Source organism: Comamonas granuli NBRC 101663, assembly GCF_000739995.1.
Taxonomy (GTDB): domain Bacteria; phylum Pseudomonadota; class Gammaproteobacteria; order Burkholderiales; family Burkholderiaceae_C; genus Simplicispira; species Simplicispira granuli.
Genome location: NZ_BBJX01000010.1, coordinates 28,531 through 54,057, shown reverse-complemented (window position 1 = coordinate 54,057; position 25,527 = coordinate 28,531). Strand labels below are relative to the sequence as shown.

The following is a 25,527-nucleotide window of genomic DNA, read 5'->3' as shown; positions in this document are numbered from 1 at the left end:
CCCGAAAGAGGTCAGGCAGTGCGGGCACGCGCCGCGTCTAGCAGTTGCAGCAGGCGCGCTTCGTCGCGCGCATCGACGGTGGTGTTGACCCGCTGCGCGCCCGCCGCCAGTTCCACGCGCACCGTGCGCGATGGCGCGCCGTCGGCAGGCAGCGTGGGACGCGGCAGCGAAGAACCGATAGGCGACACGAGGCCGCCCGATGCGAAGCCCTGGATGCCCGCCATCACATGCCCGGCCAGCGCCTGCGCCGGGGCGCTCAGGTTGTTGATGGCCTCGAGGAAGCCCACGCCCAGGCGCGCGACCGCGCTGCGGTTGACCACGTACTCGCCGGGCGTAAGCATCGCGGGTACGGTGTCGGACTTCGCCAGGCCGCCTCGGGCGAAGAACTCGCCGTCGAGCGTTTCCATGTAGTCGATCAGGTCGCGCTCGAGGTCTTTGCCGTAGATCATCGGCTGGGCCATCGCAAAGCGCCAACGCTGCTTGATCTGGTCGAGGCTGGCGCGCTCATTGGCGGTGAGCGTCTTTCGGTCGATCATCTTCTCCAGCGCCGAGCGATCCTGGCGGGCCAGCGGCTGCCAGTACGCGAAGGTCTTGCTGCGCGCATCCAGGCTGCCGCTGTAGCTGATCTGGCCCAGGCCCTGCAGCCCGAGGTCGATCATCTTTTCGGCTTCGACCACATCGCGGTTGCGCTTGGGCTTCTGCGGCGTCACCGGGCCGCCCTTGGCGAAGTGGGCGACGCCGCCCGTCGCCATGCCCGCCAGCCGTGCGAGCGCGCTGCCGCCGTACTTTTGCACCGCCGCCTTGCGGATCACGAAGGCACCGGCGTCCAGCGTGCGCGGCACGGTGTCGTGGTGGCCGGAGCCGGGCACGGAGCCGCCTGCCATGCGGGGGAAGGCCGGAGCCACCGCGCCGCCGTCGGCAAAGCGCTGCACACCACCGCCGACCAGCCCGCCCGTGGCGTTGACCTCGACCTTCTGGACGTAGATGGTGTGGGTGCTGCTGGTGTTCGCGCCGTTCAGACTCATGATCTCGGCGCGCGCCGCATCCGCGTTGGTCGAGACCTGATGGCGCGACTCGGTCTGGATGCGGTTCAGTGCGTTGATCATCCCTTCGACGTTGGTGATCGCCGCCTGTGCCTTTTCGGTGGCGACCTTCAGTTCGAACTGCGCGTTCTGGTCGGCGTAGACCTTGAGCCGCTCGAGCGCCTCCTTGGCCTTGGACACATCGGCATCGACCGGCAGGGTCTTGCCTTCCTTGAGCAGAGCCTCGTATTCCTTGAGCTTCTTCTCCGCTTCCTGTAGGTCGGCCTGGATCTGCAGCAGGTACTGCTTCTCGGCCAGCGCCTTGTCCAGATCGGCGATGGCCTTGTCGAAGCGCGCGGTGTCCGCATCGAGCGTGACCTTCAGGCCATCCTTGAGCTTGGCGGTGATCTGGTCGATCTGCGTTTGTGTCTGCTCCAGCGTCTGACGGATCTGGTCGCGTGCCGACAGTGCCGCCTGGGCCGCCGTCTGGTGTGCCTTCGCTTCGGCGTCCAGCGCTTTGTTGAGGATGTCCTCGGACTGGCGGATGCGGTCGATGGCGTCTGCCACGCCCTGCTTGCCTTGTGCTGCCTGCGCATCGGCCTCCTTGGCCTTCTGCGCCAGTTCGGCGCGCAACTGCTCGGCCTGCCGCATCAGATCGGTGGCCTGCTGGTACTCCTGGCGGCGGTAGGCGTCGCGCGACTGCGCTTCGAGTTGCGTGACCTGCGACACCGCTTGCTCAGACTGCTTGCGCGCTTCCTCGGCGCGCTTGGCCTCGCTGGTCTGGCTGCTGGCGACCTGCGCCGCCATGTCCATCGCCTTCTGCGCGAGTTGACGAGCCTGCTCCAGTTCGCCGTTGGCCAGCGCGCGGCGCGCCTGTTCCTGCATCTCGGCGATCTGGCGCTTGCGATCCTCGGTGGCCTCGTACTCCGTCATGCCCTGACGGCGGATGTCGCGGATGCGCTCTTCCGTCGTCATCGACAACTGCCGCTTGGCCGCCTCGATGCGCTGGATTTCGGCCAGATGGCGATTGGCCTCGGCGTTGAGCGCATCGACGTGCTGGCGGTATTCGGAGAGCGCCTGAGACAGCGTTTGCCGTTTGGTGACGAGGATGTCGTTCTCGACGCGCTGCACATTGGCGGCACGTTCGGCCTCGGTCTGGCCCTGGCGCGCAGCGGCGTCCTTGCGTGCCTGCGTTTCCTGGTCGATCAGTAGCAACGTGTCGGTCGTGGCCTGACGGCGCAGCGTGGCCTGCTGGGTCAGAGCGTCGGTGAGCAGTTGCGTGGACTTCGTGATCTTGGCGGTTTCGGACTGCTGGGTACGCTCCAGTTCCGCCTTCTCCTGTTCGTAGCGGGCCTTGACAGCCGTGATCTGCGCTTGCAGATTGGCCTCGACGATGGCGGTGAAGCCCTTGTAGGCCTCGGCCATCTTGGCGGTGGCATCGTTGACCACGCCCTGGGCCTTGCCCACCGCCTGTTCGACCTCGCCCAGACGGCCCTTGAGTTTCTCCAGCGCGCCGTGGACGGCCTCGATGCCGCGCCCGACCGCCTCCTGTGTGCCCTGGCGCACGGCTTCGAGCCGCTTGGCGATTTCCTCGGCAGCGGTCGCGGCGGTATCCATCGCGCCCTTGGCGGCGTTCGCGCCTTCGGTGGCGTCGGCATACATCTCGCCGAAGATGCGGTTCATCTCGGCCAAGCGCTCCTCGTGGCGCTTCGTGGCCTCGGCGATGGTGTCGGTCGTGAAGATGGCGGCGAACATCTCCCACTGGTAGCGCAGGTGCTCGACACCCTTCATCAGCACCTCGACCATGAAGATGCCCGCCTTGCGGACGATCTCGAACTTCTCCGACAGCCAGGTCCCGATTTCCCAGCCGACGATGGCCGCGCCGAGCACGCCGAAGGCCACGCGCAGCTTGCCGACAGTGGCGATGGCGTTCGACACGGACAGGTTTGCCGTCGCCCACGCCGCCGCCGTGGTGCTGGCCGCCGTCACCGCCGCTGCGCCCGCCGTCTGCCACGCGATGATCAGCGCCGGGATCAGGCGGTAGACCAGCACCGCGAGGCCGACCTCGGCGATGCGCGTGAGCCACTTCATCACGGTGTCGAGGTTGTCTGCGAGCCAGGTCAGCGCCTGCGCCAGCTTCTGGGTGAAGCCGGTCGATTCGTCGAGGCGGCTGATCCACTGGCCGAAGGCGTTCGCCAGCCGGGTGAAGGACTGGCTGACGGTCATCGGCAGTTGCGCGTACTCGGCGGCCAGCTTGTCCTTCTGGCTCATCAGCGCGTTGACGACCACATCGGCGGTCAGGCGGCCTTCCTCGGCCAGCTTGCGCAGACGTCCGATGGGCACGTTCAGGCCATCGGCAAGCGCCTTGGCCAGACGAGGGCTGTTCTCGACGACCGAGTTGAATTCCTCGCCGCGCAACACGCCCGAGGACAGCGCCTGCCCGAACTGCAGCAGAGCCGACTGCGCCTCTGTGGCCGACGCGCCGGAGATGCGCAGCGCCTGCGAGATGCTCTCGGTCAGCGTCAGCGCGTCCTGCTGCTCGCCACCCAGCATCCGCACGGCCTGCTGCAGCTTGCCGTACAGCGTGGCGGTTTCCTGGATCGGTACGCCGATGCGCTGGGCGATGGCGAACAGTTCCTTCTGCGCAACCGTGTACTCACGCTGGCCTGCGGTGGCGAGCTTCAGGCGCGCGGACATCATGTTCCACGCATCGGCAATCTGGACGATCTCCTGCAGCTTGCCGCTGGCCCAGTTGATGGTCAGGAAGGCCAACAGTTGCGTCTTGGCCTTGGAAATCTGATCGCCGAAGGCGTTCATGCCCGCCTTGACTTCGGCCACCCCAGCAGCGGCCTTGTCGCTGGCGGATTTGGCGCTGGAGCCGAAGCCGCCGAGGCTGCGCTCGGCATCGTTGATGGCGCGCTTGAGCCCCTCGTCCGCGCCTTCGAGCGCGACGAGGACGGAAATGCGGTTCGCCATCGTCAGTCCACCTGCCGCAACTGCTTCTCGATGGCCGCCGACAGACGCGGAATGCGCCCGGCCACCATGCGCTCGACGTTCAGGCGCTTCTTCAATTGCACGCGCGGCACCAGCACGGCGATGGGCACATCCGCGCCGCGCTTGAGTTTCTTGATGCCTTCGGCCTTGCGGTAGCGGCGCTTAAAGCCTGCCAGTGGCCGGTCGTGTTCCTTGATGTTCTCGGCCATCAGCACGAGGTTCCCCTTGGCGTTCTTGATGAAATACGCATTGCCGCCGCGCATCAACTCGGCGATCTGCGCCTTGAAGCGTTTGCGGCCCACACGCCCGTGCAGTGGGATCAGCATCCGCCCGCCGATCTGGCCGCCGTGCTCATGGATGCCCGACCACGGGATGCGCGAGCCGACGTAGAGCGCGGGCAGCCGGTTCTTGTCCTTGTCCAGCACCTTGGCGGTGAAGCCTTTGACGAAGGACTTCTTGACCACCGTCATCTGGCCCGCGACGTGACTGCGCACGTCCTGCTTCAACTCGGTGGCCTCGCTAGCGATGCCGCGCGCGACCGCCTTCTGCACCTTCTCGCGGAACTCGCCGCCCCATCGACGCAACTGCGCCTGCGCGGCCTTGCTATCGATGCGAACCGAGATGCGCATGGTCTTGAAGCCTGTCGAGGGTCTGGTCGAGGTGGCGCGAATCACCGCGCGTGCCGATAGCAATCAGCGACAGGAGGTTCGCGTCGCGCGCAGCATCGGCGCGCACGGTGGCGGCGCTGAAGCCGCGCATCTGCGCCAGGGTGTAGTCGAGGATGTCGGGCAAGCGGTGGCCGTGGGCGATCAGGTGCTGGACGGCGTCGAACCAGCCGTGACCGCCACCGCGCTGGTCTGCGCGATCAGGCCGTCGAGCCTTGGCATCACCGTCCGCGTAAAAAAATCTGCGTTGACCTCGATCACCTTGGCTGCCAGCAGGATGGCCTGGTCGGCGTCGAGCGCATCGACCCATTCGCGCGGTTTGCCGACGGCAATCGACACCGCCGTCAGCAGGTCGTCGCCGCGCTCACCGAAAAGGGCCAGCCAGTCGATGCCGTCGCCCCCGAGGTACTGCATCACCGGCGTGATGGCACGCAGGAAGGCGGGCAACTGCCCGACCTTGAGCGGCCTGATGGCCAGTGGCTCGCCGTCGATGACCAGTTCCACGGCCTGCGGAACGAGTGCGTCCAGATCGCTCATGGCACGCTCCTTCACAGCTGCACGATGCGGCCGAACTGGCCCAGCACCGCGTCATAGGGCTTGGTGTTGTCGGCGAGCAGCGAGCCTTCCAGCTCGAACTTGTTGTACTCGTCCGAGATAAAGGAGATTTCCTTCAAAGGATCGAAGGCCACGCGGTACAGCTCGACCAGCACCTTGGCGTTGCCCTGCGCGGTGTTGATGCCTTCCAGCCGAAGGAAGCGCTCCGGCAGCGCCTGCGTGAAGATGCCGATCTCGGTGGCCGCACCGTAGGTGTAGGCGGCCTTGAACGGTGCGGTGAAGCCGGTGGTATCCAGAAACTGGAGGGCACCGAAATCGGTGTCCACCGTGTAGTGCGTGCCTGCGGTGAGCGTCGCGGGCGTGCCTGCCGAATCCGTGATGACCACCGCCGACACCTTCGGATGCGCGAAGAAGTAGCGGTCGCCGATGATGGGCGTCGCGCCACCGACGGTTTCAGCGGTGACAGAACCGGTGCTGCCGGTGACATGGTTACCGTAGAGCGCCAGCGCGAGGTTTTCCTTGGTGAATTCCTCGATGGTGAGGTTCACCGTGGCCGACTTCTGCTTGACCATGCGATGGTCGAGCGATCGCTGGCCGGTCTGGCTTTCGTAGTGCTCCAGCACGTCGGTCTTGAGCGAGAGCTTCAGCTCGGCGACGTTGCCGGGCGAGCGCACTTCGATGGGCTGGCCGGATTCGTCGCGTTTACCGAGGAAGACGCGGCCCTGAAAACTGGCGTAGGTGCTCATGATTTGGATTCCTTGCGTTGAACGGGTTTGGGATCGGCGTCGATGCGGGCGGCGGCGGCGGACGGCTCGGTGACGTGCCGGGCTATGCCGTTGGCGACCAGCCAATCGGCAGTGCCGCCATCCACATCGAGCCGTTCGCCTGCCTTGAAGGACTTGCCCGCGTGCGTGTGCGGGCGTGTCAAGACGATTGAGGTCATGGGTGTCATCCAGTGGTTGAGAGATCGCTGGCCAGCGTCCGGTAGGTGATCGCGTAGCGCGCCGGAATCGCGGCGGCCACCGCGTCGGCGTCTTCCACGTCCCACTCGCATTCCTGTTCGCGGATGCCGAGGCAAAGACCGCCCAGATTCCCGTCGGCCAGCAGCGCGGCGTGGGTGGCGGTGAGCAGCCGGTCGGCTTCGGTTTCCGGGATGGCAGGCGGCACGGCGCGAGCTAGCGCGACGAGGCGGACGGTCAACACGCGTGTCACGCGGTCGTTGGCGCGTTCGGTGATGGCATCGGATTCGGGGAACACCACCAGCGCCGGGCATTGCTCCCGGCTGATCGCCACCGTGGGCGAGCGGTGCAGCGTGGCTCCGAGCGTTTCCACCGGCGCGCGGACAGCATCAAGCACTGCGAGCAGAATCCGCTCGCGGATCGAGTGGGCGGACATGGCGTCAGAGCCGGGTGAGCTTGGCGCGCATTTCCGAACCGTCGCCGATGGCCCGGATGTCGCTCACCTGATAGCTGTGGCCGTCGATGACCACCACGTCGCGCACGGCCAGTCCATCGAGGCCCGACGCGGGATAGGTCATCGCGTAGTCGGTGCTCAAAGCCAGCCCATCGAGCACGGTGTCGTCGGGCGCAGAGAAGCCCACCTGCTGCGTCTTGGCCGGACTGCCCGCAGGCGTCCAGCGGCAGCGCACCGTCAGGCCCGCGTTGGCGGCAGCTGCATAGACCTGTTCGACGAGGCCCATCACGCCACCGTCAGCTTCACCAGCACACCGGGGCGATGGCACATCGGCAGCGGGTTGGACTGCGTGTGCAGATCGGTGCCACGGTCGAACTTGCGCGGTTCCTGCTTGGCGTACAGCGGCTGGCCGACCGTGTTGACGGTTTCGTTGAAATCCGCCGGTGCGAAGTAGGTGCCGAAGGTGTCGATGGTGCCCAGCGGGAAGGCGTGCGCCTCGCCAGCGGCGATGAAGCGGCGCACGGTGCCGTTGGCATCGGTGGCCTGGCCCCGGTACTCCTCGAAGGTGATGCCGCCGTAGGTGAAGCCGCGACGGATGTCGTTGATGAGGATCGCGCCGTTCTGCCAGTTCTCGAACGCCTTCTCGACTTTCGCGTGGCCGGTGAGCGCGGCGAAGAACTCCGGCGAACACAGGCAGTGGACGCCGTTCATGAACTCACCCTTGAGGTTGTCCTCGATGGTGGACAGCAATGTGCCGCACTTGGCCTTGACGTTGGTGCCCGCCGTGCCCAGTTCGAAGGACACCGCCTGCGGCGTGATGTCGAAGGCATCGAACAGATCGACCAGTTCGCTGCCGTCGGCGTCGAGGATCACGCCCTTGAGCGCGCCCATGCGCAGGTGCTCCAGCGTGATCGCGTGCTTATTGCGCATGGTCTCGAGATGGCGCGCGATGACCCCCGCGACCGTCTCGGTTTCGGTTTCCGAACCGAAGGCGCGGATGCCTTGCACTTCTTCGGGCAACACCACGTCATCGTGCGGGATGTGCGGCACGACGAAGGAGCGCAGATTGCGTTTGCCACGCTTGCCGACCGTGCCGGGCGAACCCGGGGGCAACGTGGGCAGCAGGTTGAGCACACCGTTCATTTCCTCGACGACGATCTGGCGCTGACGCACGGGTTTGGCGGGCATCAGGTTCAGTTCTTCGAGTCGCCCGTAGCGGTTGGGCAGGATGTTGATCGCGGCGGTCAGCGCCGCCATCGAGAACGCGGGATTGCCGAAGGGGTTGTTCATGGTCAGGCTCCTTGGCGGACGAGCACGCCCAGCGCCTTGAGCTGCGCCAAGGCGGTGAGTTTTTCGGAGTTGGTGATGGCGTCGGGCCACGCGAGCGCGTGGTCGGCGACGATGGCGTGACGCGCAACGACGAGGCCGTCATCGCGGTCGCCGAGCGACGCATCGCAGGCTTGCAGCAGCACGGCGGCGGCAACCTGTGTGCCGTCTTCGGCGGACGGGTCGATCTGCTTGTATTTGCCGGAAGCAGTGACGATGCCGAGCACCGTGCCCAACGGCAGGTTCTGGCCGGAGGTGACGGTGACGCGGTCGCGCGAGTAGAGGTTGGGCGCTTCGTACTTGAGCAGATCGCCCAGATTCAGCGGTTCGGCGAGGACGGGCATTTCAGATCTCCTTCTTGGCGGACTGCGCGGCGAGGTTCTTGGCCGCATCGATCAGCGCGTTGCTGGCGGTGGGACGCGCGGCGTCGGGCGTGATGCGGCTGCTGATTTCCGGACTGGCTTCGGCCTGTGCGGCGAGCAATCGGCTGCGCACCGTGGCGGGTGCGGTGTTGGTTTCGAGAAAGCCCGCGATCAGGTCGGTGCGACCGGCGAGCGTGCAGGTCTGCGCGATCTCGATGGCGTCGGCCACGCTCAACGTGACGGCGGCGGGCGGTTGAGGAGCACTGCCAGCAGGATCAGCAAGAGGCCGATCAAGAGCAGCGGGGTCGGTTCGATCATTCATCAATGACTCCTGGGGGTGGTTGCACAAAGGGCCCGCCCGCGTGGCAGCAGCCACCGGAGTCGGGTTGGGGGACAGGGATGCGTGGAGCTGCGCCAGCGCGTCGTCGAAGCTGCCGACGGCATCGGCAAGACCCATGGCGACGGCGGCCTGTCCGAAGAACAGACCAGCCTCGGTGTCGCGCACGGCGGAAGGCTCCAAGCCACGGTGGCGGGCCACCGTCTCGACGAACAGGCCGTAGATACGATTGACCTCGGCCTTGAGGAAGGCGTGGGCCTCGCCAGACATCGGCTCGTGCGGGTTGAGGTCGTTCTTGCGGTCGCCCGCGAACACGGCGGTGTAGTGAAGGCCGTCCTGCGCGTCCTTCTCGGACTGGTCGACGTGCATCGCAATGACGCCGATGGAGCCGACGCCGCCGGTGCGCGAGACGAACACCCGGCTGGCGGCGGACGCCAACGCGTAGGCGGCCGAGAAGGCCATGTCGTTGGCGACGGCCCAGACCGGCTTGATCTGGCTGGCCGCGCGGATGCGGTCGGCCAGGTCGAACACGCCGCCGGATTCGCCGCCAGGCGAATCGATGTCCAGCAGGATGGCCGACACCGCCGGGTTGCCGAGGGCCGAGTCCAGCAGCTGCGTGAGGGTCGCGTAGCTGTTCAGACCCGATTCGGCTTCCAGCCCGACCGTGCGGCGCACCAGCGTGCCGTGGATCGGGATGACCGCCACGCCGGGCGACGATGCGGACGCGGCCCGTGTCGGAGGCGTGAAGCCCGGCGCGGCGGCCAGATCGGCAGTGTTCTGTCGATACGCGACGCGCGGGCCCAGCACGGCCAAGATGACGTCGAGCTTGGGGCGATGGATCGCCAGCGGCACGCCGAAGAGGCGCGCCGACAGATGGGGCAGCAGGTTCATGGGGTGTCCTTCGGGCTGGACTGGCTGGGCGTGCCGGGCACGGCATCGGCCAGCAGTGCGTCTTCCACGGCGTCACGCGACGAGCCCTCGCGGGACGTGTAGCGAGGGTCGGAATCGAAGATCAGGCCGAGGTCGTCGGCGCGCTGGTTGTCGGCGGCGATTTCGCGGTCGACGTCCTCGGCGTCGTAGCCGTTGGCCGAGATGGCTTCCGAGCGCGACATCAGGCCGGAGCGGATGGCCAGCAACATGGCCTTGAATTCCTTCTCCGGATCGACCCACTGCCAACCCTGCGGCACCCACTTGGCGGCGAGGTACTGGCGGCGTCGTGCAGCGCCCCCGCGCGCAAAGCCCGGCGCATCGAGCGCGCCCGCGAGCACGGCCTGCTTCATCCACGCCGCCCACACCGGGCGGCACAGCTGATGCACCAGCACACCGTGCTGCACCATCTCGCAGCGGCGGCGGAACTCCAGCATCCCGGCGCGGATGCTTGAATAGTTCACGCCCGTCAGGTCGCCGGTCAGTTGCTCGTAGGTGATGCCGATGGCGGCAGCCACCGCGCGGAACTGGGTGCGCAGGAACTCGGAGTACGAACCGCCCACGTCGGCCGGATCGGAGAACTTGATGTCCTCGCCCGGCTCCAGAATCTGCAAGGTGCCGGGTTCCAGCCCGGCCAGCGCGATGCCGCCGCCGTCAGCCGCGCCTTCGCCCATCAGGTTGTCCTCGGGGTTGGCGCGCGTGACGAAGCCCGCGAACATCGCGGCGGTTTTCTTGCGCACCAGCTCGGCGTCGTCGTACTGGTCGAGTTCGTTGAGCTTGACCAGCGCGCGCGACAACCAGGGTTCGCCGCGAATCTGGCCGGGGCGCAGCACGCGGTACAGGTGGATCACTTCGCGCGCATCGACGCGCACCGTGTCCATGCCGCCCTGGCCCGACATCGGCGCGAGGCCGCCGTCTTCGGGATGCGAGCGGTACAGGTGGTAGGCCATGCGCCGCCCCATCGCGTCGAACTCGATGCCCGAGCGCACCACGTTGCCGGACGGCAAATCGGTATTGAGGTGCATCGGCAGGTGTTCGGACTCCAGCAACTGAAGTTGCAGGGGCACGGCCAGACCATCCTCCGGGCGGCGCGGGCGTAGCCGGATCAGGCATTCGCCGCCTTCGAGCATCGCCCGGCAGGCCAGCGACTGCAGGCCGTAGAAATCGGTCTGGCCTGCGGCGTCGGCTTCCTCGACCCAGTCGCGCCACAGCGCCTGCACTTCGGTCTTGAACTGCTCATCACCCGACAGGCTCTGCGGCTTGATGCCGGTGCCGACCGCGTTGGCGACAAAGGCTTCGATGCCCGCCTGCGCCCAGGCATTGCGGCGCACGAGGTCGCGGCTCTTGATGCGCAGTTCGGTGCTGGTGGCCAGCATCGCGGCCACCGCGCCGGGGTTGCCGGGCATCCACGCCAGCGCGCGACGGCCACGGCCCGCGGCCTCGTGGACGGGCGACTGACCGAACAGGCGACGGACGGTTTGGGCGAACCACGCCATGTCAGAAGCCCTTGCCCGTGGTGATGCGGATCTGGCGCTTGGCCGCGCCCGCGCCGCGCGCGATCTCGGCTTCGACCGAGCGGATCGCGGCCTGCAGTTCGGCGACGCTGCGGTACTCGACCGTCTTGTCGCCGAAGCTCACGCGGCGCTCGCCGGTGGCCAGCGCCTTCTTGAGCGCATCGAGTTGTTTGCGGGTGTAGCTCACGGGTTCCTCATCGGGTCAGCCATCGGCTCTTGATGACGCGCCGACCGCTCTTGCTGCTGTTGCGGGTGCCAGAGACAGCGAGGCCACCGCGATGGGTGGCCTCGTTGAGTTCGATGTCGTTCAGGGGTGGCGGGTCGTCCGATGGGGACGCCACCCCGAGTTGCCGCTCCAGTTCGCGCCAATGGCGCTCCTCGAAGCGATCCAGCCCTGCCGCCGCCGCAGCGGCGCGGGCATAGACGTAGCAGTCGAGCGCTTCATTGCGCTCGCGCATCTTTTGCCATTCACGCACGGGGAAGCCGTTGCGGTCGCGGCGAGTGATCAGTTGCTCGGCGCAGAGCTGCTGGATGAACTCGGCGTCGATCTTGGGCAGGTGGATGAAGCCCGCAGGAAACGCCGTGGTGACGCCGTCCTCGCCGACATTCGCCGCCTTGCGCAGGTTGTTGTAAAGCTCCAGCTTGGCGATGCCGACCGCCACCGTGAACACCTTGATGCCACGGCGCAGCCGCTTGCCGCCCGCCGTCATGTCCACCGCCGTCGGCGTGCCGATCAGCGCTGCGCCGCGCGCCACGCCCTTGACCGCCATCACGCGCGCGTCATGGCTGGCGCGCACGAAGCTGTACGCCTCCTGCGTCGCAAAACCGGTGTCCAGCGCGAAGCGGGCCAGTGGCATCACCGTGCCGCTGGCGTGCGTCCAGTGCTCGCCGAGCATTTCTGCCAGCCGCTGCCACACCTGCTCGCGGGCGGTGTCGCCCATCAGCACGCGGTGTTCGACCAGCCACGCCTCCTTGCCGCGCCCGAAGGCCCAGACCGAAACTTCGATGCGATCCTTCTGCACGTCCGCGCCACCCACCAGCAGCAGGCCGCCCAGCGGCACGCTGCCCAGCCGATAGTCCTCGCGGCGCTCGACCAGCCGCTGCCAGTCGGGCGTCTCGCCTTCCTCGACCCACGTCTCACCGAGTTCGGTGTTCTTGAAGGTCTTGATCGCCGCCGCCGATCCGGATTCCTTGCTGACCGCCGCCTCCCACGCGGCGGCGATGTCGCCCCACGCGCGCCAGCCGACCGGGCTGTAGAGCGACGACAGGTGAAAGCCCGCCGTCTTGCCCGAGGTGTCGGCCATCGCGCGCCATTCGCCGTGTTCGAGCATCCAGGTCTTGTGGTGCTCGGCGATGGCGGTGTCGCAGGATTCGCAGACGTAGGCTGCCGTCGCGGGCTGGCCCTTGTCCCAGCGCAACTGCTCGAAGCGCAGCCACTGCCGGTGCGAACAATGCGGACATGGCACGAAGTAGCGGCGCTGGTCGCTGGCCTCGTACTCGCGCTCGATGGCCGAGGCGCCGGAGATCGTCGGCGTCGAGACGATGAAGATCTTGCGCCGGGCGAAGGTGCGCGTGCGCGCCTCGGCCAAAGAAACAGCATCGCCTTCGCCCTCGACGTCCAGCGGGTAGCCGTCCACTTCGTCGAGGAACAGGTAGCGCACCGGCATCGAGCGAAGGCCCACGGCGCTGTTCGCGCCCGTCATCACCAGCACGCCGCCCCGAAATTCCTTGGCCAGAATCGTGTTGCCCGAATCGCGCGAGCGCGCCGGAGCGATCAGTTCGGCCAGCACGCCCGATTCCTCGATCAGCGGGTCGATGCGCTGCTTGGAGTTGCGCTTGGCCATCTCCACCGTGGGCCACACGGCCATCATCGGCCCCGGCGCGTGGTGGATGACGTAGCCGATCCAGTTCGACCCCATCTCGGTCGCGCCGAGTTGTGCGGCCTTCATGAACACCACGCGTTCGACCGGCGAAGTCGGCGACAGGCTGTCCATGATGGCCTTGAGGTACGGCGTGCGCCCCGTGCGCCAACGGCCCGGCTCGGCGGACGCCTTGCTGGAGAGCACTCGGTGCCGATCTGACCACTCCGACACGGACAGCAGCGGATCGGGCGTCAACCCTTCGCGCCACGCGCGAGCGATTTCGGCAGCGCCTTCGTAGTCGATGTCCATCAATCCACTCGCGGGCGCAGATCGCCCAGTTCCTGCAAGTGCTCGCGCACGGCGGCTTCCAGCGCGACGTGCATCGTGTGCGGGTCGATGGCGAGCTTGGCCGCCATCTGCGCTGACACGCGCGCAGGCCAGTTGAGCCACGCATCGCGCTCGGCGCGCGCCAGCTTGAAGACGTGGGCGATGGCCTGATTGCGCTCGACCAGTTCGCCCTTGAGCCGCGCCAGCCGCACCTTGTTGGTCTGCGCCTTGACGACCTCGTTGACGGTGCGGGCCTGAAGCAGCGAGGTACCACCCGCAGGGAGTGCGGCCGGGCCGTCGCCTGCAGGTGCGGTGTCAGGCGGTACGGCCACGCGCACGGGCCTGGCCCGCGTGCCGTTGCGCGGCGCTTCGGTGTTGCGGGCCCACTCGGCGTCGGCGCGATCCGGGTCAACGGTGCCGTCGGCCTCCGGCGTGATGCGGCCCGCCGCGATGGCCTTGCGCACCGCCGCGTCGGAAACGCCACGGTGGCGCGCATAGGCGCGAATCGAGAGTCCCATCGGCACCTTCTTCAATCATTTTTCGGGTGGCTCCTGTGCGAGCAGAAAGAGCTTGGCTTCCATTGGGAATAGCGCGTTCATCACGTCACGCCATCAACCACGTCGAAAGGACGACCCATGAACAAGCCAGCCCCTGACACCCTCGCCATCAAGCTCGCCGAAGCCGCGATGACGGTCTTGGTTCGCGTCTGCCGCAACGAAGTCGCCACTGCCAGCAACGCCCAACTCGAAGCTGCCTGTGCATCGATGCGCGCCAGCGCCAAGACGGTCGTCGATCAACTGTTGGATGACGCGCGGACTGCGCCGTGGATCGCGGAAACCGCGTTCCATGCCGCCGCCCTCGAACTGGCCGAAGCGGGCATCTCGTCGCTGCGCGGGCGTTGAAGCAGAAAGAGCTTGGCTTCACCGGTGAACAGCGCGTTCATCACGATCCCAATCAACCACTGCAAAGGAGCAGACCATGAGCACCACGCAACTCACCCTGGCCCAGCACGCCATCCTCGCCAAGGCCATCAACACCAGCGGTGGCAAGATCGAGTGGTTTCCCGACAACATCAAAGGCGGTGCGCGCACGAAGGTGCTGGCAGGCATGTTCAACCGCGCCCTGATCACGCCCGACGGCCAGGACGGCAAGAGCTGGCGCGTCGCCGCCGAGGGCTACGACGCCCTGGGCATGCCGCGCCCCGGTAGCGAGAGGCGAATCGGCAGCTTCGAGGTCAAGCTCGACGAAGTCATCGCCAACGCCGAAGCCTCCCAGACCACAGCGCCCACAGTTCCGGAGCCCCTTGATGCGGAACTGGAGGCCGCCGTGAGCGCCGCCGAAGCTCAGTGGACGAAGCAGAAGGCCGACAGCGACAAGCCCGCCACGCGCAGCCGCAAGAACAGCAAGCAGGCCGAGGTCATCCGGATGCTCCAGCGCCCGGAGGGCGCGACCATCAGCCAGATCTGCGCCGCCACCGGCTGGCAGGCCCACACCGTGCGCGGCACCTTCGCCGGAGCCTTCAAGAAGAAGCTCGGACTGACCCTCACCTCGGACAAGGCCCGGGGCGGCGAGCGCGTCTACCGCGTCGCCTGAGAAAGATCGAGCCGGAGGCCAGATAGAGCTTGGCTTCCGGCTCGCACAGCGCGTTACTACAAGCATCGCAACGCAGCCACCAAGGAGCAGAACATGAGCAACGAGACCATCCCCGCCACACGCAACGAGGGTTGGGGTTTCTGGGGCACGATGGGCGGACACGCCAGCATCGCGTGGCCCTTGGCCATGAACGCCGTCGCCAACGCCACGGGCGAGGACTTCGACACCGTCCGCGTTTTCCTCGACAGCCGCTACGGACGCCACTTCGCGGACGAAGTCCACAATGGCCTGTTCGACGGCAAGAGCATGCAGGACGCCATCGACGCCGCCACGCAGCAGTGGATGGGCTGGACGATTGGACGCCAGACCAGCCGCGACTACGGCATCCCGCGCGAGCTGCCCTACCTGACGGGCTTCGTGATTCACTGCGCCATCAGCGAGGAACTCGCCGCCTGAACGTCGAACGGCAGGCCATCGGCCACGCGAATCGCTTGCTTGCCGCTCCAGTCCTGCCAGCGCCGCACGATCACGTCGGCGTACTTCGGGTCGAGTTCGATCAGGCGCGCGATGCGGCCTGATTTATCGGCGGCGATCAGCGTGGTACCGGAGCCGCCGAATGGATCGAGCACCACGTTGCCCGGGCGGCTGGAATTGCGCAGCGCGCGCTCCACCAGTTCCACCGGCTTCATAGTCGGGTGCAGGTCGTTCTTCTGCGGCTTCTTGATCTGCCACACATCGCCCTGGTCGCGGTCGCCGCACCAGTGGCGCTCGCCGCCTTCGGGCCATCCGTAGAGGATCGGTTCGTACTGGCGCTGGTAGTCGGCGCGGCCCAGCGTGAAGGTGTTTTTCGCCCAGATGATGAAGGTCGACCACTTGCCGCCCGCCGCGCGGAAGGCCGATTGCAGCGTGTCGAGTTCGCTGGACGACATCGCCACGTAGATCGCGCCCCGGCAGTGCGCGACCATCGGCGTCAGCGCCGCCAGCAGGAAATCGTAAAAACCGTCGCCGAGGTTGTCGTTGAGGATCGCGCGATCCTTGCCGCGCAGCTTGTCCTTCGCGCTGTTGGCGTAGTTAACGTTGTAGGGCGGGTCGGTGAAGACCATGTCCACCGTCTCGCCATCGAGCAGCGCTTCATAGCTCGCGGCCACGGTCGCGTCGCCGCACAGCAGACGATGCGGGCCGAGCTGCCAGACATCGCCGGGGCGTGAGACCGGCGTCTCGCTGACCTCCGGCACAGCGTCGTCGTCGGTCTGGCCCTCGTTGTCGGGTTCGTCACCCACCAGCAGTTCGGCCAACGCGTCGGCGTCGAAGCCGGTCAGGTCGAGGTCGAAGCCTTCGTCCTGCAAGCCTTCCAGTTCAACTCGCAACAGTTCTTCATCCCACTCGGCGTTCTCGGCGATGCGGTTGTCCGCGATTACCAGCGCGCGGCGCTGCGTCGGCGTCAGGTGGTCGAGCACGACCACGGGCACAGCATCGAGGCCGAGCTTCTGCGCGGCGGCCAATCGTCCGTGCCCAGCGACGATCACGCCGTCGCTGCCCGCGAGGACAGGATTGGTGAAGCCGAACTCCGCGATGCTCGCGGCGATCTGCGCCACCTGCGCATCCGAATGCGTGCGCGCGTTGCGGGCATAGGGCACGAGCTTGGCGATCGGCCATTGCTCGATCTTGTCGGCCAGCCACTTCATGCTGCCACCTCCACTTCGCGTTCGGCGGCAACTGCATCAAAGCTCTGGCCGGTGGCCAGCAGCGTGATGGCGACGTCGGGATGGTTCTGCCGGAAACGCCGGACGGCGACATCGACGTACTCCGGCGCGATCTCGACCGAACGGCAGATGCGCCCGGTGCGCTGCGCGGCCAGCATCGTGCTGCCGCTGCCGCCGAACGGCTCGAACATCACATCGCCCTCGGCGGTGAATGCCTCGATGACGAACTGCGGCAGCGCGACCGGGAACACGGCGGGGTGGTCGATGCCTTCGCCGATCTTCCCCTTGTGGCGCATGATGCGGATCACCGAGTCAGGGATGCGCATGTCCTGCGTCGGTTGGCCTGCGTGCGTCCAGCCGTTGACCTCGCCATCCTTGTTGCGCATCGCGGTGGACGAGCCGTCGGCGCGCAGGTGCGTTTCCTGCCCGGCGAACTTGCAGGGCACGATCTTGTTCGGCTTGCGGCTGGCGCGGTTGAAATGGAACACGAACTCAAAGCTGGGCGCGAAGCGGCCTTGCCAGTCGCCGGGCATTCCCGGCCCCTGATCCCAGACATACCAGCCGAAACGCCGCCAACCCTTCGCCCGCATCCAGCCGAGCCACGCCTCCCAATACGGGACGAACTCGTTGTCGCGGTGGATCAGGCCGAGGTTGACCAGCACCTGACCGTCGTCGGCCATCGGCAGTCGGTCGAACACGCCGCGCATCAGTGCGTCCCAATCGGCGATGCCGCCGGTGGTGTAGTCGCGCTGGTTGCCGTAGGGCGGCGACGTGAAGCACAACGCCGCGCGCTCGCCCGCCATCAGGATGGTGACCACGTCGGCGTCTGCGGCATCGCCACAAATCAGGCGATGCGCGCCAATGGCCCAGACGTCACCCGCGCGGGACACTGCCGTGGCTGGAACTTCCGGCACGTCGTCGGCGTCGTCCGCCGATTCTTCGACCCGCGTGTTGCCATCCGGCTCCTCGGCGCTGGCCAGCAGGTCTTGCAGCTCGCCGTCCTCGAAACCCGTGAGCGCCAGCTCGTATCCGGCCTCGGACAGCTCGGCCAGTTCCAGTGCCAGCATCTCCTCGTCCCAACCCGCGTCCAGCGCGAGCCGGTTGTCGGCGATGACATAGGCGCGCTTCTGCGCCGGGCTCAGGTGCGCCAGCTCGATGACCGGCACGTCTGCCAGTTCCAGCTTGCGCGCGGCGGCCAGACGCCCGTGGCCCGCGATGATGCCGTTGTCGCCATCCACGAGGATCGGGTTCGTCCAGCCGTACTCGACGATGCTGGCCGCGATCTTGGCGATCTGCGCGTCGTTGTGCGTGCGCGGATTGCGGGCGTAGGGGATCAGCGTCTCGACCTTGCGGTAATCGACGTTCAAGAGGTTCAAGGTTTCGGGTTCCGGAAAAACGAAACCCGCCGACGGACGATGCCGTGGGCGGGTTGGAGTGAATAGGTGCGAACTGGACGGGGTGCGAACCTGCGAACCGTGCGAACCTCGGTTCGCACCCTGACGCTAGGAAAGCGTCGCGCTCGCGCCCCCCGCATGGGTTATTCCGCAGGAAGGGCCCATTTCGCCTCGGGAGCGTGGCTTTGAAGCGACTGTGGCTTCTTCGTCACTGATCCCGAGCATGGACTGAATACTACGCTCGGGAGCCGGTTTTTGTTGCACGCTCAAAAGCCGCTGACGCTCGCCGATGCACTCGCATTGCAGACCATGCGCGCCAAATCACGCCAAATCACTACGCGACGACGACGCCATTGAGTTGGTCGGCGACCGTCTGCAAGGCGCGCTGCCAGCGTCGCCATGCCGTCGTGCGGTCGCAGGCGATGCGGATGGTGATGTCGCGCCAGCCGTACCGCTTGGCGCGCATCCACACCAGATGCCGTTGCTCGACCTCCAGCCACTGCACCCACTTCATCGTCTCCAGCATCCGGTCGATGGCGTCCGGGGTCGGAGGAAACGGTCGGTAGACGTGCTCGTCGGCGGCAAAGGCTTCCCACTCCTTGCGCACGATGATCGGCCACGTGTTGAAGTAGCCCTGCACACGCACGGGCGGCAGGCGACGTCCAGTGCTCGCCGCCTCCTCGAAGCGCGCGGCCACGTCGTCAATCGTCCACGGGGTTCGACGGTCAGCCATGACGCGCCCCTCCGTAGAGCCGTTCGCCGATCCGGCGGATGAACTCGCGCTCGATGAAGTCGAGGCGTTCGTCGGCAGCGTTGACGACGAGGATGTGCTGGTCGCGCCAGCCGCGCTGCTTCATCGCTTCGAGGTCGGTGGTCTCGGGCTGGACGCGCGCCAGCGGGCAGCGATAGGTGGGCGTGGGAATCTTCATCTCACACCTCCCGTTCCAGATCGTGCTGCGCGATGGCCCAGTGCAGCAACGCCAGTGCGTCGGCCTCGTTGTCGTCGGACGGCGAATGGCCGCGCGCGGTGACGGAGGCGATCACCTCGTCCTTGCCCGCGTTGCCTTTGCCCGTGGCGTGCTTCTTGATCGTGCCGACCGGCACGCCCTGATACGGAATCTGGTGGTGCTCGCACCACGCCGTGAGCGTGGCGAGGAAGCCGCCGTAGACGTGCGCCGCGTCGGTCGAGACGTGGCGGCGGACTTCCTCGAAGTGCAGCGCATCGATGCCGCTGGTCACGGCCTTCAGTTCCGTGAGCCACCGCTTGAAGCGCAGGAAGCGCATCCCGCCGCCTTCGAAGCGTTGCGAGCGGAAGTTCTCAGAGCCGCTGGTGATGTGGCCGTCGCTGCCGCGCAGCGCCCAGCCGGTGATAGTGCCCAAGTCGAGGGCGAGGATGGTGGTGGTCATGGTTGCGTTCCTCGTTCGGTGAGGACTGACGCATCCGACACGCGGTATCGAAACCCCTATGAGGCGTGCGCACGCGCCCGCGCGGGGAAAGTTACGACGTAGTGCGTCAAATGTGTCAGTCGGATGCGTCGGCATGGCAGTCAGTCGTCGGCGTATGGGGTGTAAGCGGGCGTGGGCGGGTTCTTGAGGCCGATGCCACGGAAGCCGCGAACGCCCGCCGTGTTGCGCCACTTCTCGACGCCACGGGTGATGAGCAGGTCGGAAAACCGGCGCTGCGAGCCGATGAACTCGCCTGCGGAGTCAGCCCACTGCTTCCAGTCGCCGAACAGCTCGGCGGTCAGCGACTTCGCGTTGGCCTCGCGCACGCAGCGTTCGTCGAGCCAGCGGCCCAGCGCGTCCTCGGCCTCGAAATACTCCTCGGTCGCTTCGAGCACCTGCTGCGGCGGATCGAGCCTGCCCAGGCGCAGCCAGTCGAGACAGCCCTGAACCGCCCACGCCAAGATGCCGTCCCGCTCGGCCAAGAGCTTCTGCTGGAGATGCTTGTCGCGGCGGTCGGGTGGCACGGTGATCGTGAACGGGATCAGGTGCAGACGCCGCTTCATCGCCTCGTCGATGTTGCGGATGGCGGGCTTGTGGTTGCCCGCGACGAACAGCTTGAACTGCGGGAAGAACTCGAAGAAGTCCTGCCGCATGAAGCGCGCGGAGATCTTGTCGCCGCCCGTGAGGTTCTTGATCTTCGACTCGGCCCAACGCCGCCCTTGCTCGGTTTCGATGGCGGCAACGAACCGTGCGCCGCGCAGACCCGCCATGTCGGTCGGATGCCGGTCGGTGCGCGTCTCCATGAACGTGTCCATCGGCGCGTTGGCCGCGTAGTCGCCCAGGATCGTGGCCAGCGTGTTGACGAACACCGACTTGCCGTTCGCGCCCGTGCCGTAGAGGAAGAACAGCGCGTGCTCCTGCGTCGAGCCGGTGAGCGCGTAGCCAGTCATGCGTTGCAGGTAGGCTTGCAGCTCGGCATCGCCACCCGTGACCTCGGCGAGGAACTGCCGCCAGATCGGGCAGTCGCCACCGGGCGTGGCCGTGGTGATCTTGGTCATCCGGTCGGCACGGTCGTGCGTGCGCTGCCTGCCGGTCTTGAGATCGACCACACCGCCGGGCGTGTTGAGCTGCCACGGATCGGCGTCCCATTCGGCGGTGGTGGCCGCGTGCCTGCGATCCGCGCGCGCCAGCCGTTCGACGCCGCCGACCGTGCCGGAGGTGGCGAGCTTGGCGGCGATCTTCGGGTTGTCGGCGTGGACGGCGGCGTGGCGGCAGACGCTGCGGATCAGGTCGGTCGCCGCCAGCGTGTCCTCGGTGCGCCAGCGGTGCCCGTCCCACACCAGCCAGCGTCCCCATGCCGCGACGTAGCGCCAGTCGCGGTGGTAGCGCCGGGTGAAGGCCAGCGCCAGCGCATCTTCGGTGCCCCACACCGATTCGTCGCTGCTGACGACCGGCGCGGCATCCTCGTCGATGTCGTGCATTTGGAGGCGCGGGCCGTGAGTGAGGAAGGCCGCGACGTCGAAGCCTTCGGCCACGGCGTCCGCCGCGTCCCAGCCTTCCGCCGCTTCTTCGGGCGGGTACAGAATGTGGCAGGTCTTCGCGCCCGCCGACAGGATGGCCTGTGCCGCCTGCGTCGCGTACTCCCAGCCCGGCTTGTCACGGTCGGGCCAGATGAGCACGGCCTTGCCCGCCAGCGGCGACCAGTCGGTCTTCTCGACCGGCGCGTTCGCGCCGTGCATCGCGGTGGTGGCATTGACGTCCGCGTCGATCAGCGCCTGCGCGCACTTCTCGCCCTCGACCAAGACCACCTGCGCGGCGCTGCTCATGCCCGGCTGGTTGTAGAGCGGGCGCGGATCGGGCGGAGCCATCTTGCGACGGCGCGCATCCCACGGACGGAACTCCTTCTTGCGGCCGGGCGGGTCGTAGCGGTAGACGACCGCGATCAGCTTGCCGGAGGCGTCGAGGTAGTCCCACTTCGCGGTGGCCGGGCCGAGGTCGTCGACGGGCGCTTCCTTTTTCGTTTTGCGCGCCAGCGCCATCGGAGCACGTCCGAGCAGTTCGGTCGCCGCGTCGAGCGTGCGCGGGAAGCCGGCGTGGGCATCGATGCCGTGGTGGGCGGCGATCAGCGCGAAGATGTCACCGCCGTCGCCCGTGGCGCGATCCGTCCACAGGCCCGCCTTGTCGCCATCGAGCACGATCTCCAGACTGTCGCCCGGACTGCCAAGCACGTCGCCGGAGAGGAACTTGCCGCCGCGCTTTCGGCCTGCCGGAAACAGTGCGGCCAGCACCGATTCCAGCCGCGCCAGCAGTTCGGCGCGGATCGCTTCGCGTTCGGCGCCGAGGTCACGAGGAACAGGGGTGTGCGTGTCGTTGAAATCAAGCATCCACAGCCTCCTCGTCGGAGGGCTGCTGCGCGACGATCCACCCTTCCAGTTCGTTGGGCTTGAAGCGAACGAGCTTGCCGACGCGGTAGTGCGGGATGCGGCGCTGCTGGCGTTCCTTGGCTTGCGAGAGCCAGTAGGTCGGCAGATTGAACATCAGCGCCGCTTGGCGCGCGTCGATGAATTGCTCGCCGAGCACCTGATCCAAAGGGGTGTGGTTCATGTCGGCCTCCAGCAGCGGTCTTGCCACGCGCACATGCGGCACTCGAAATGGGTGGCGTCGTTGAAGTTGCGCGGCAGCAGCTCACCGGCTTCGGTCGCGGAGATGACCTTGACCGCGCGGTCGGTCATGCGCTGCGCCAGCGAAGAATCGAAGTCCACCAGCTCGACGTAGACGTCCATCGTGTCGGCGTTGATCGCGGTGAACAGCGCCGGGTGCTCGTGCAGTTGCAGGTGCGCCTGATACAGCGCGACCTGCGCCGCATACACCGGCTTGGCGACCACGAGGCCTTTGGCTTCCAGCTCGCGCCACGCCTTCGCGCCGAGGCATTTGTTCTCCCACAGCGCGGGATAGCGGAAGCCCTCCGGCCCGTCGACGAGTACGCCATCGACGTGACCGCGCAGCCGACCGTGCGCGTCGGAGAAACCGAACTGGCCGCCGTCGGGTCTCTGCGTGCGTAGGTCGAAACCCGCGCCGCGCAGCCACGCCACCATGCAGTCCTCCATGACGTGGCCGCGCTCGAAGATGCGCAGCATCCGACCACCCGTGTCGCGCCCGTGATCCACGGGAGCCTTGGCATATTCGAACTGCAAGGCGCGCTCGCACTCGATGCCCAGACGCGATGCGCCGAGGTAGTCGCGCGCGGGTTGCTGCTCGCGCATGCGCTGCATCCCGATGTCGATCAGTGCCGTGATCTGGCCGGAGACGCTGGCCGAGGAATTGAAGTCCATCATGGCTTCTTCCCCTTTGGCTCGTCCCAGAACGCCTTGTCCTCCAGATCGGAGAAGCCGAACGGATCGGGCGTCGGCTCCATGCCGCGCACAGGCGGGTACTTGGTCACCTCGTGGTGCTCGACCATCGCCTCCGTGTAGCAGGTGACGATGGCGTCGATGACGCGCAGCGCCTCGGCTTCGGCGTAGTCGCCCAGCGGTTTGCCGAAACCAATCTCGCCCGCTGCCTCGCCGAAGGCCTTCAGGCATTTGCGCATCGCGCCCAGCTCGACATCAGACGGATCGATCATGGCGACCTCCGTCTTGGGCGTGCGCCCTTCCTGCACGCGCGTCCAGTTGCCATAGAGCGCGTGAAAGGCGTCCTGACAGCGGCGTGAGCAGAACACCCAGTCCATCACGTAGCGGCGCGGATCGGCGGTCTGGAACCGGCCATCCGTGTGGCCGTAGCCGCGCGCCTGTCGTTTGCAGACCCAGCATTTCATTCGCCTCCCTCACTGCGCCCACGCGGGCTTGCCGGTCACCGGAGCGCGCTGTGGCGCGGCGGATGTGGCGGTGGCGTAGGACGAAGGCGCGGCCTGTGCCGGAGCGCCGGAGTTACCACCGCCGGTCTTGGTCTTGGGCGGCACGCCCATGAACTTGGCGTAGTCGGGATGGTCGGGTTCGACCGCGAGCTTCACGACGTTGCGATCACCACCCTTGGCATCCTTCTCGACGTCCACGCGTGCGAGGAACTCGATGCCGTCCAGTTCGTGGAAGCCCTGGATGCGGCGTGCCGCAGAGGCTTGTGGGCTGTTGTCTTGCGGATGGACGTTGCGGGCGCTGTTGAGCGCGGCGCGGATGAAAGTACGCCCCATCTGACCCCAGGTCGGCCCCTTCGGCGAGTACAAGCCAATGTTCGACCACATCTTGCGTTTGGCGTGGTCGCCTGCAGTCACCACGAACTCGGCAGCGAGATAGACCGAGCCGGTGTCGAGGGACTGGGTGGCGTAGCCGCCCGTCCAGTTCTGCGACGGGTCGTCGTGACCACCGGGTTTGATGGTCATGCGCACCGGGACGATGGTGCCCTTGGGGATGAGATCGAAGCCTTGCTGCTGCTCGGCGTCGTTGAAGTCGTTCCAATTCTGTGTGGTCATGGCGATTACTCCTGAGATTCGATGGATGGGGGAATGGCGGCGCTGGCGGGCACGGGCGTGCCCGCGCACTTGGCGATCAGCGCGTTCAAGTCCGGCGGTTCGAGCAGGTCGAGGCGACCGCTGCGGTCTTTGGCCGGGAAGCCGTAGGGATTGAGGGTGTGGGTGACGAAGGCGCGGAAGCTGCTGTCGCGGCCATCCGGGTTCTGGGCCTTGATCTCGGCCAGCGTCACGACCTCATCGACGATGCCAGGCAGTTCGAGGCTGGTCTTGCTGCCTTCGATCTGCGGCACGAACACCTTGCGGTTGTAGTCGTCGAGCCGTTCGTCGAGGATGCAGACGAACACCACGTTCTTACCGCGCGCGTGTTGCAGGTGCGTCAAGGCGCTGACCATCTCCTGGCCGAGCAGGCCGTAAGCGCCGCGCATGTCGGGCTTGCCGGTGCGGTCGCTGACAGCGCCCGGTTGCGTCTTGCACCACGCGAAGCATTGGCGCGAGAGCTGCGTGATCGAGTCGAGGAAGAACGTGTGGTAACGGTCGAGCTGCGCCGGGTCGCCGAACTTCTCGATGACGTGGTCGTAGTGCGCATGCGAGAACGCTGCGTCCGGCGGCAGCGACTTGTCGGGCCCGGCAAGGAACACGAAGAAGTCGCGCGATTCCGGCCACGAGGCCGGACGGATGGTGTCGCCCGGCCAGTCGGCAACGGCCAGGTCGCCCGCCTCGATGTCGAGGAACAGCGTGGTCTTCGGATCGAGGTCTTTGAGCCGGGTGGTCTTGCCGATGCCGGACTTCCCGAGCATCAAGAGCTTCACGCCCTTGCGCTCGGCCATGCGCTGTTGCGCGGAGATGATGGGGAGGCTCATCACGCAACCTCCCTCAGCTCGTCGGCGACGGCCGGATTCCAGAGAATCTGGTAGCCGCTGTGGCCGTTGCGCGAGTACGGCATGGCCTCGGCCCACGCTTCACCGGCTTCGGTCAGTTCCCATTCGTCGCGGTCGTTGCGAAACTGGAAACCGCCCGCCGCCAGCAACTGGTTCGTCGCCTTCGCCGAGCGGTTCAGCAGCTTGCCGAGCTGGGTGGCGTTGAGCGAGCAGATCGGCTCGTTGGCGGCGGGCAGCGTGCGGCGCAGCGTCTCGACGGCGAGGCCCGTGTTCTCGTGAATGCAGGTCAGCGTCGCCGCCATCGCAATGCCGGACTTGACGCCCGGCACCTTCGCCACGGCGTCGCCGATCAGCAGGATCGCGGACACGCGGTCGTGGGTCAGCGCGGGCAAGGCCGCCAGCGTGCCGGGGACGGCATACGCGCCGGTCTTGCGGATCGCGGGCAGCACCTCGCCGGTCACCCAACGCTTGAAGCGTTTCGCGGCGTCCTTCGTGCTGCCGAGGATCAGGGCGTAAAGGCCCGACTCGTTGACGTGGTTGGCGCGCTGCGTGCGTCCGAGGTTGTCGATGACCTCCAGTTTCTGGAGATCATCGGCATCGACGTGGGACTTGATCGCCTGTGACGGGTTGCCCATCTCCAGCGCATCACAGACGTCGCTGGCGTTGAACCACGGCAGGCCCGCGTCGTCGACCTGCACACGCACGGCGTGCGCTTCGAACTGGAAGGGAATGATCGCGCTCATG

The 25,527-nt window shown here is 66.9% G+C and carries 30 protein-coding genes; 3 read left to right on the top strand and 27 right to left on the bottom strand.

The genetic code is table 11. From position 1 onward, the window contains the following. Positions 1 to 11 precede the first annotated feature (11 nt). From CGR01S_RS11625 to CGR01S_RS11555, 15 genes are read right to left on the bottom strand one after another with little or no spacing between them, the layout of a single operon-like run. The gene (locus tag CGR01S_RS11625) at positions 12 to 3,998 is read right to left on the bottom strand and encodes a tape measure protein (protein ID WP_042427063.1); all 3,987 of its coding nucleotides are present in this window, start codon (positions 3,996 to 3,998) and stop codon (positions 12 to 14) included. A 2-nt stretch (positions 3,999 to 4,000) separates the two neighbouring features. Next, on the bottom strand, positions 4,001 to 4,645 hold the full coding sequence (locus CGR01S_RS11620; protein WP_042427061.1) for a DUF6441 family protein: 645 nt from the start codon (positions 4,643 to 4,645) through the stop codon (positions 4,001 to 4,003). Continuing rightward, complete coding sequence (locus tag CGR01S_RS11615) at positions 4,620 to 4,829, bottom strand: hypothetical protein (RefSeq protein ID WP_042427370.1); 210 nt, start codon at positions 4,827 to 4,829, stop codon at positions 4,620 to 4,622. Before CGR01S_RS11615 ends, CGR01S_RS11620 begins: the two co-directional genes overlap by 26 nt. Further along, complete coding sequence (locus tag CGR01S_RS11610; RefSeq protein WP_042427057.1) at positions 4,826 to 5,218, bottom strand: DUF6631 family protein; 393 nt, start codon at positions 5,216 to 5,218, stop codon at positions 4,826 to 4,828. Before CGR01S_RS11610 ends, CGR01S_RS11615 begins: the two co-directional genes overlap by 4 nt. A gap of 11 nt (positions 5,219 to 5,229) precedes the next feature. Next, positions 5,230 to 5,982: a phage tail tube protein gene (locus CGR01S_RS11605; protein ID WP_042427054.1), complete on the bottom strand. Its 753-nt coding sequence runs from the start codon at positions 5,980 to 5,982 to the stop codon at positions 5,230 to 5,232. Next, the gene (locus CGR01S_RS11600; protein ID WP_042427052.1) at positions 5,979 to 6,179 is read right to left on the bottom strand and encodes a DUF7210 family protein; all 201 of its coding nucleotides are present in this window, start codon (positions 6,177 to 6,179) and stop codon (positions 5,979 to 5,981) included. The genes CGR01S_RS11605 and CGR01S_RS11600 overlap by 4 nt, the downstream gene beginning before the upstream one ends. A 5-nt stretch (positions 6,180 to 6,184) precedes the next feature. Continuing rightward, on the bottom strand, positions 6,185 to 6,631 hold the full coding sequence (locus CGR01S_RS11595) for a hypothetical protein (RefSeq protein WP_042427049.1): 447 nt from the start codon (positions 6,629 to 6,631) through the stop codon (positions 6,185 to 6,187). Between the two features lie 4 nt (positions 6,632 to 6,635). Beyond that, positions 6,636 to 6,935: a head-tail joining protein gene (locus CGR01S_RS11590; protein WP_042427046.1), complete on the bottom strand. Its 300-nt coding sequence runs from the start codon at positions 6,933 to 6,935 to the stop codon at positions 6,636 to 6,638. Then, the gene (locus CGR01S_RS11585) at positions 6,935 to 7,939 is read right to left on the bottom strand and encodes a major capsid protein (protein WP_042427044.1); all 1,005 of its coding nucleotides are present in this window, start codon (positions 7,937 to 7,939) and stop codon (positions 6,935 to 6,937) included. The genes CGR01S_RS11590 and CGR01S_RS11585 overlap by 1 nt, the downstream gene beginning before the upstream one ends. 2 nt (positions 7,940 to 7,941) lie before the next feature. After that, positions 7,942 to 8,319: a head decoration protein gene (locus tag CGR01S_RS11580; RefSeq protein WP_042427041.1), complete on the bottom strand. Its 378-nt coding sequence runs from the start codon at positions 8,317 to 8,319 to the stop codon at positions 7,942 to 7,944. A 1-nt stretch (position 8,320) separates the two neighbouring features. Then, positions 8,321 to 9,565: a S49 family peptidase gene (locus CGR01S_RS11575; RefSeq protein WP_042427038.1), complete on the bottom strand. Its 1,245-nt coding sequence runs from the start codon at positions 9,563 to 9,565 to the stop codon at positions 8,321 to 8,323. Further along, positions 9,562 to 11,097 (bottom strand): phage portal protein, encoded by a 1,536-nt coding sequence (locus tag CGR01S_RS11570; RefSeq protein ID WP_042427034.1) that lies wholly within the window; start codon positions 11,095 to 11,097, stop codon positions 9,562 to 9,564. Before CGR01S_RS11570 ends, CGR01S_RS11575 begins: the two co-directional genes overlap by 4 nt. A 1-nt stretch (position 11,098) precedes the next feature. Next, positions 11,099 to 11,302, bottom strand: a complete 204-nt coding sequence (locus CGR01S_RS11565; RefSeq protein ID WP_042427031.1) for a phage head-tail joining protein — start codon at positions 11,300 to 11,302, stop codon at positions 11,099 to 11,101. 7 nt (positions 11,303 to 11,309) lie between these two features. Next, entirely contained in the window at positions 11,310 to 13,286 is a 1,977-nt protein-coding gene (locus CGR01S_RS11560) for a phage terminase large subunit family protein (RefSeq protein WP_042427027.1), read from the bottom strand. Continuing rightward, a complete protein-coding gene (locus tag CGR01S_RS11555) occupies positions 13,286 to 13,822 on the bottom strand; it encodes a hypothetical protein (protein ID WP_042427368.1) in 537 nt (178 codons plus the stop codon). Before CGR01S_RS11555 ends, CGR01S_RS11560 begins: the two co-directional genes overlap by 1 nt. Positions 13,823 to 13,939: 117 nt before the next feature. Here CGR01S_RS11555 and CGR01S_RS11550 point away from each other — a divergent pair, with 117 nt between their 5' ends. The 3 genes from CGR01S_RS11550 to CGR01S_RS11540 all read left to right on the top strand — a co-directional run bounded on the left by CGR01S_RS11550 (position 13,940) and on the right by CGR01S_RS11540 (position 15,353). Then, positions 13,940 to 14,206, top strand: a complete 267-nt coding sequence (locus CGR01S_RS11550; RefSeq protein ID WP_042427025.1) for a hypothetical protein — start codon at positions 13,940 to 13,942, stop codon at positions 14,204 to 14,206. A gap of 76 nt (positions 14,207 to 14,282) precedes the next feature. After that, positions 14,283 to 14,897 carry a DUF3489 domain-containing protein gene (locus CGR01S_RS11545; RefSeq protein ID WP_042427023.1) on the top strand — a complete coding sequence of 205 codons (615 nt, stop codon included), beginning with the start codon at positions 14,283 to 14,285 and terminating at the stop codon, positions 14,895 to 14,897. Between the two features lie 93 nt (positions 14,898 to 14,990). Beyond that, a complete protein-coding gene (locus CGR01S_RS11540; RefSeq protein ID WP_042427018.1) occupies positions 14,991 to 15,353 on the top strand; it encodes a hypothetical protein in 363 nt (120 codons plus the stop codon). Here CGR01S_RS11540 and CGR01S_RS11535 read toward each other — a convergent pair. From CGR01S_RS11535 to CGR01S_RS11480, 12 genes are all read right to left on the bottom strand, one after another. Next, the gene (locus CGR01S_RS11535; RefSeq protein WP_042427012.1) at positions 15,320 to 16,582 is read right to left on the bottom strand and encodes a site-specific DNA-methyltransferase; all 1,263 of its coding nucleotides are present in this window, start codon (positions 16,580 to 16,582) and stop codon (positions 15,320 to 15,322) included. The genes CGR01S_RS11540 and CGR01S_RS11535 overlap by 34 nt on opposite strands. Then, complete coding sequence (locus tag CGR01S_RS11530; protein WP_042427009.1) at positions 16,579 to 17,976, bottom strand: site-specific DNA-methyltransferase; 1,398 nt, start codon at positions 17,974 to 17,976, stop codon at positions 16,579 to 16,581. The genes CGR01S_RS11535 and CGR01S_RS11530 overlap by 4 nt, the downstream gene beginning before the upstream one ends. Positions 17,977 to 18,328: 352 nt before the next feature. Continuing rightward, entirely contained in the window at positions 18,329 to 18,727 is a 399-nt protein-coding gene (locus tag CGR01S_RS11525) for a DUF6362 family protein (RefSeq protein WP_042427005.1), read from the bottom strand. Beyond that, positions 18,720 to 18,923 (bottom strand): hypothetical protein, encoded by a 204-nt coding sequence (locus tag CGR01S_RS11520; RefSeq protein ID WP_042427002.1) that lies wholly within the window; start codon positions 18,921 to 18,923, stop codon positions 18,720 to 18,722. Before CGR01S_RS11520 ends, CGR01S_RS11525 begins: the two co-directional genes overlap by 8 nt. 1 nt (position 18,924) lies before the next feature. Beyond that, positions 18,925 to 19,401 (bottom strand): crossover junction endodeoxyribonuclease RuvC, encoded by a 477-nt coding sequence (locus tag CGR01S_RS11515; RefSeq protein ID WP_042426999.1) that lies wholly within the window; start codon positions 19,399 to 19,401, stop codon positions 18,925 to 18,927. A gap of 140 nt (positions 19,402 to 19,541) precedes the next feature. Next, positions 19,542 to 21,824 carry a phage/plasmid primase, P4 family gene (locus CGR01S_RS11510; RefSeq protein ID WP_042426995.1) on the bottom strand — a complete coding sequence of 761 codons (2,283 nt, stop codon included), beginning with the start codon at positions 21,822 to 21,824 and terminating at the stop codon, positions 19,542 to 19,544. After that, positions 21,817 to 22,044, bottom strand: coding sequence for a helix-turn-helix domain-containing protein (locus CGR01S_RS11505; protein ID WP_042426992.1), 228 nt, complete (start codon positions 22,042 to 22,044; stop codon positions 21,817 to 21,819). Before CGR01S_RS11505 ends, CGR01S_RS11510 begins: the two co-directional genes overlap by 8 nt. Continuing rightward, positions 22,041 to 22,775 (bottom strand): isoleucyl-tRNA synthetase, encoded by a 735-nt coding sequence (locus tag CGR01S_RS11500; RefSeq protein ID WP_042426988.1) that lies wholly within the window; start codon positions 22,773 to 22,775, stop codon positions 22,041 to 22,043. Before CGR01S_RS11500 ends, CGR01S_RS11505 begins: the two co-directional genes overlap by 4 nt. Next, positions 22,772 to 23,254, bottom strand: coding sequence for a DUF6511 domain-containing protein (locus CGR01S_RS11495; RefSeq protein WP_042426985.1), 483 nt, complete (start codon positions 23,252 to 23,254; stop codon positions 22,772 to 22,774). Before CGR01S_RS11495 ends, CGR01S_RS11500 begins: the two co-directional genes overlap by 4 nt. Before the next feature lie 9 nt (positions 23,255 to 23,263). After that, the gene (locus tag CGR01S_RS11490; protein WP_042426983.1) at positions 23,264 to 23,905 is read right to left on the bottom strand and encodes a hypothetical protein; all 642 of its coding nucleotides are present in this window, start codon (positions 23,903 to 23,905) and stop codon (positions 23,264 to 23,266) included. A 5-nt stretch (positions 23,906 to 23,910) separates the two neighbouring features. After that, entirely contained in the window at positions 23,911 to 24,765 is an 855-nt protein-coding gene (locus CGR01S_RS11485) for an ATP-binding protein (protein WP_042426980.1), read from the bottom strand. Further along, on the bottom strand, positions 24,765 to 25,526 hold the full coding sequence (locus CGR01S_RS11480; protein WP_042426977.1) for a BRO-N domain-containing protein: 762 nt from the start codon (positions 25,524 to 25,526) through the stop codon (positions 24,765 to 24,767). Before CGR01S_RS11480 ends, CGR01S_RS11485 begins: the two co-directional genes overlap by 1 nt. Between the last annotated feature and the right edge of the window lies 1 nt (position 25,527).

Coding starts and splice junctions, on each gene's coding strand:
- CGR01S_RS11610 (WP_042427057.1), bottom strand. CDS start 5,218: ATGAGCGATCTGGACGCACTCGTTCCGCAGGCCGTGGAACTGGTCATC.
- CGR01S_RS11485 (WP_042426980.1), bottom strand. CDS start 24,765: ATGAGCCTCCCCATCATCTCCGCGCAACAGCGCATGGCCGAGCGCAAG.
- CGR01S_RS11550 (WP_042427025.1), top strand. CDS start 13,940: ATGAACAAGCCAGCCCCTGACACCCTCGCCATCAAGCTCGCCGAAGCC.
- CGR01S_RS11570 (WP_042427034.1), bottom strand. CDS start 11,097: ATGGCGTGGTTCGCCCAAACCGTCCGTCGCCTGTTCGGTCAGTCGCCC.
- CGR01S_RS11585 (WP_042427044.1), bottom strand. CDS start 7,939: ATGAACAACCCCTTCGGCAATCCCGCGTTCTCGATGGCGGCGCTGACC.
- CGR01S_RS11625 (WP_042427063.1), bottom strand. CDS start 3,998: ATGGCGAACCGCATTTCCGTCCTCGTCGCGCTCGAAGGCGCGGACGAG.
- CGR01S_RS11560 (WP_042427027.1), bottom strand. CDS start 13,286: ATGGACATCGACTACGAAGGCGCTGCCGAAATCGCTCGCGCGTGGCGC.
- CGR01S_RS11500 (WP_042426988.1), bottom strand. CDS start 22,775: ATGATGGACTTCAATTCCTCGGCCAGCGTCTCCGGCCAGATCACGGCA.
- CGR01S_RS11535 (WP_042427012.1), bottom strand. CDS start 16,582: ATGAAGTGGCTGGCCGACAAGATCGAGCAATGGCCGATCGCCAAGCTC.
- CGR01S_RS11505 (WP_042426992.1), bottom strand. CDS start 22,044: ATGAACCACACCCCTTTGGATCAGGTGCTCGGCGAGCAATTCATCGAC.
- CGR01S_RS11540 (WP_042427018.1), top strand. CDS start 14,991: ATGAGCAACGAGACCATCCCCGCCACACGCAACGAGGGTTGGGGTTTC.
- CGR01S_RS11480 (WP_042426977.1), bottom strand. CDS start 25,526: ATGAGCGCGATCATTCCCTTCCAGTTCGAAGCGCACGCCGTGCGTGTG.
- CGR01S_RS11525 (WP_042427005.1), bottom strand. CDS start 18,727: ATGGCTGACCGTCGAACCCCGTGGACGATTGACGACGTGGCCGCGCGC.
- CGR01S_RS11520 (WP_042427002.1), bottom strand. CDS start 18,923: ATGAAGATTCCCACGCCCACCTATCGCTGCCCGCTGGCGCGCGTCCAG.
- CGR01S_RS11595 (WP_042427049.1), bottom strand. CDS start 6,631: ATGTCCGCCCACTCGATCCGCGAGCGGATTCTGCTCGCAGTGCTTGAT.
- CGR01S_RS11590 (WP_042427046.1), bottom strand. CDS start 6,935: ATGGGCCTCGTCGAACAGGTCTATGCAGCTGCCGCCAACGCGGGCCTG.
- CGR01S_RS11575 (WP_042427038.1), bottom strand. CDS start 9,565: ATGAACCTGCTGCCCCATCTGTCGGCGCGCCTCTTCGGCGTGCCGCTG.
- CGR01S_RS11495 (WP_042426985.1), bottom strand. CDS start 23,254: ATGAAATGCTGGGTCTGCAAACGACAGGCGCGCGGCTACGGCCACACG.
- CGR01S_RS11620 (WP_042427061.1), bottom strand. CDS start 4,645: ATGCGCATCTCGGTTCGCATCGATAGCAAGGCCGCGCAGGCGCAGTTG.
- CGR01S_RS11490 (WP_042426983.1), bottom strand. CDS start 23,905: ATGACCACACAGAATTGGAACGACTTCAACGACGCCGAGCAGCAGCAA.
- CGR01S_RS11555 (WP_042427368.1), bottom strand. CDS start 13,822: ATGGGACTCTCGATTCGCGCCTATGCGCGCCACCGTGGCGTTTCCGAC.
- CGR01S_RS11545 (WP_042427023.1), top strand. CDS start 14,283: ATGAGCACCACGCAACTCACCCTGGCCCAGCACGCCATCCTCGCCAAG.
- CGR01S_RS11515 (WP_042426999.1), bottom strand. CDS start 19,401: ATGACCACCACCATCCTCGCCCTCGACTTGGGCACTATCACCGGCTGG.
- CGR01S_RS11600 (WP_042427052.1), bottom strand. CDS start 6,179: ATGACCTCAATCGTCTTGACACGCCCGCACACGCACGCGGGCAAGTCC.
- CGR01S_RS11605 (WP_042427054.1), bottom strand. CDS start 5,982: ATGAGCACCTACGCCAGTTTTCAGGGCCGCGTCTTCCTCGGTAAACGC.
- CGR01S_RS11510 (WP_042426995.1), bottom strand. CDS start 21,824: ATGCTTGATTTCAACGACACGCACACCCCTGTTCCTCGTGACCTCGGC.
- CGR01S_RS11580 (WP_042427041.1), bottom strand. CDS start 8,319: ATGCCCGTCCTCGCCGAACCGCTGAATCTGGGCGATCTGCTCAAGTAC.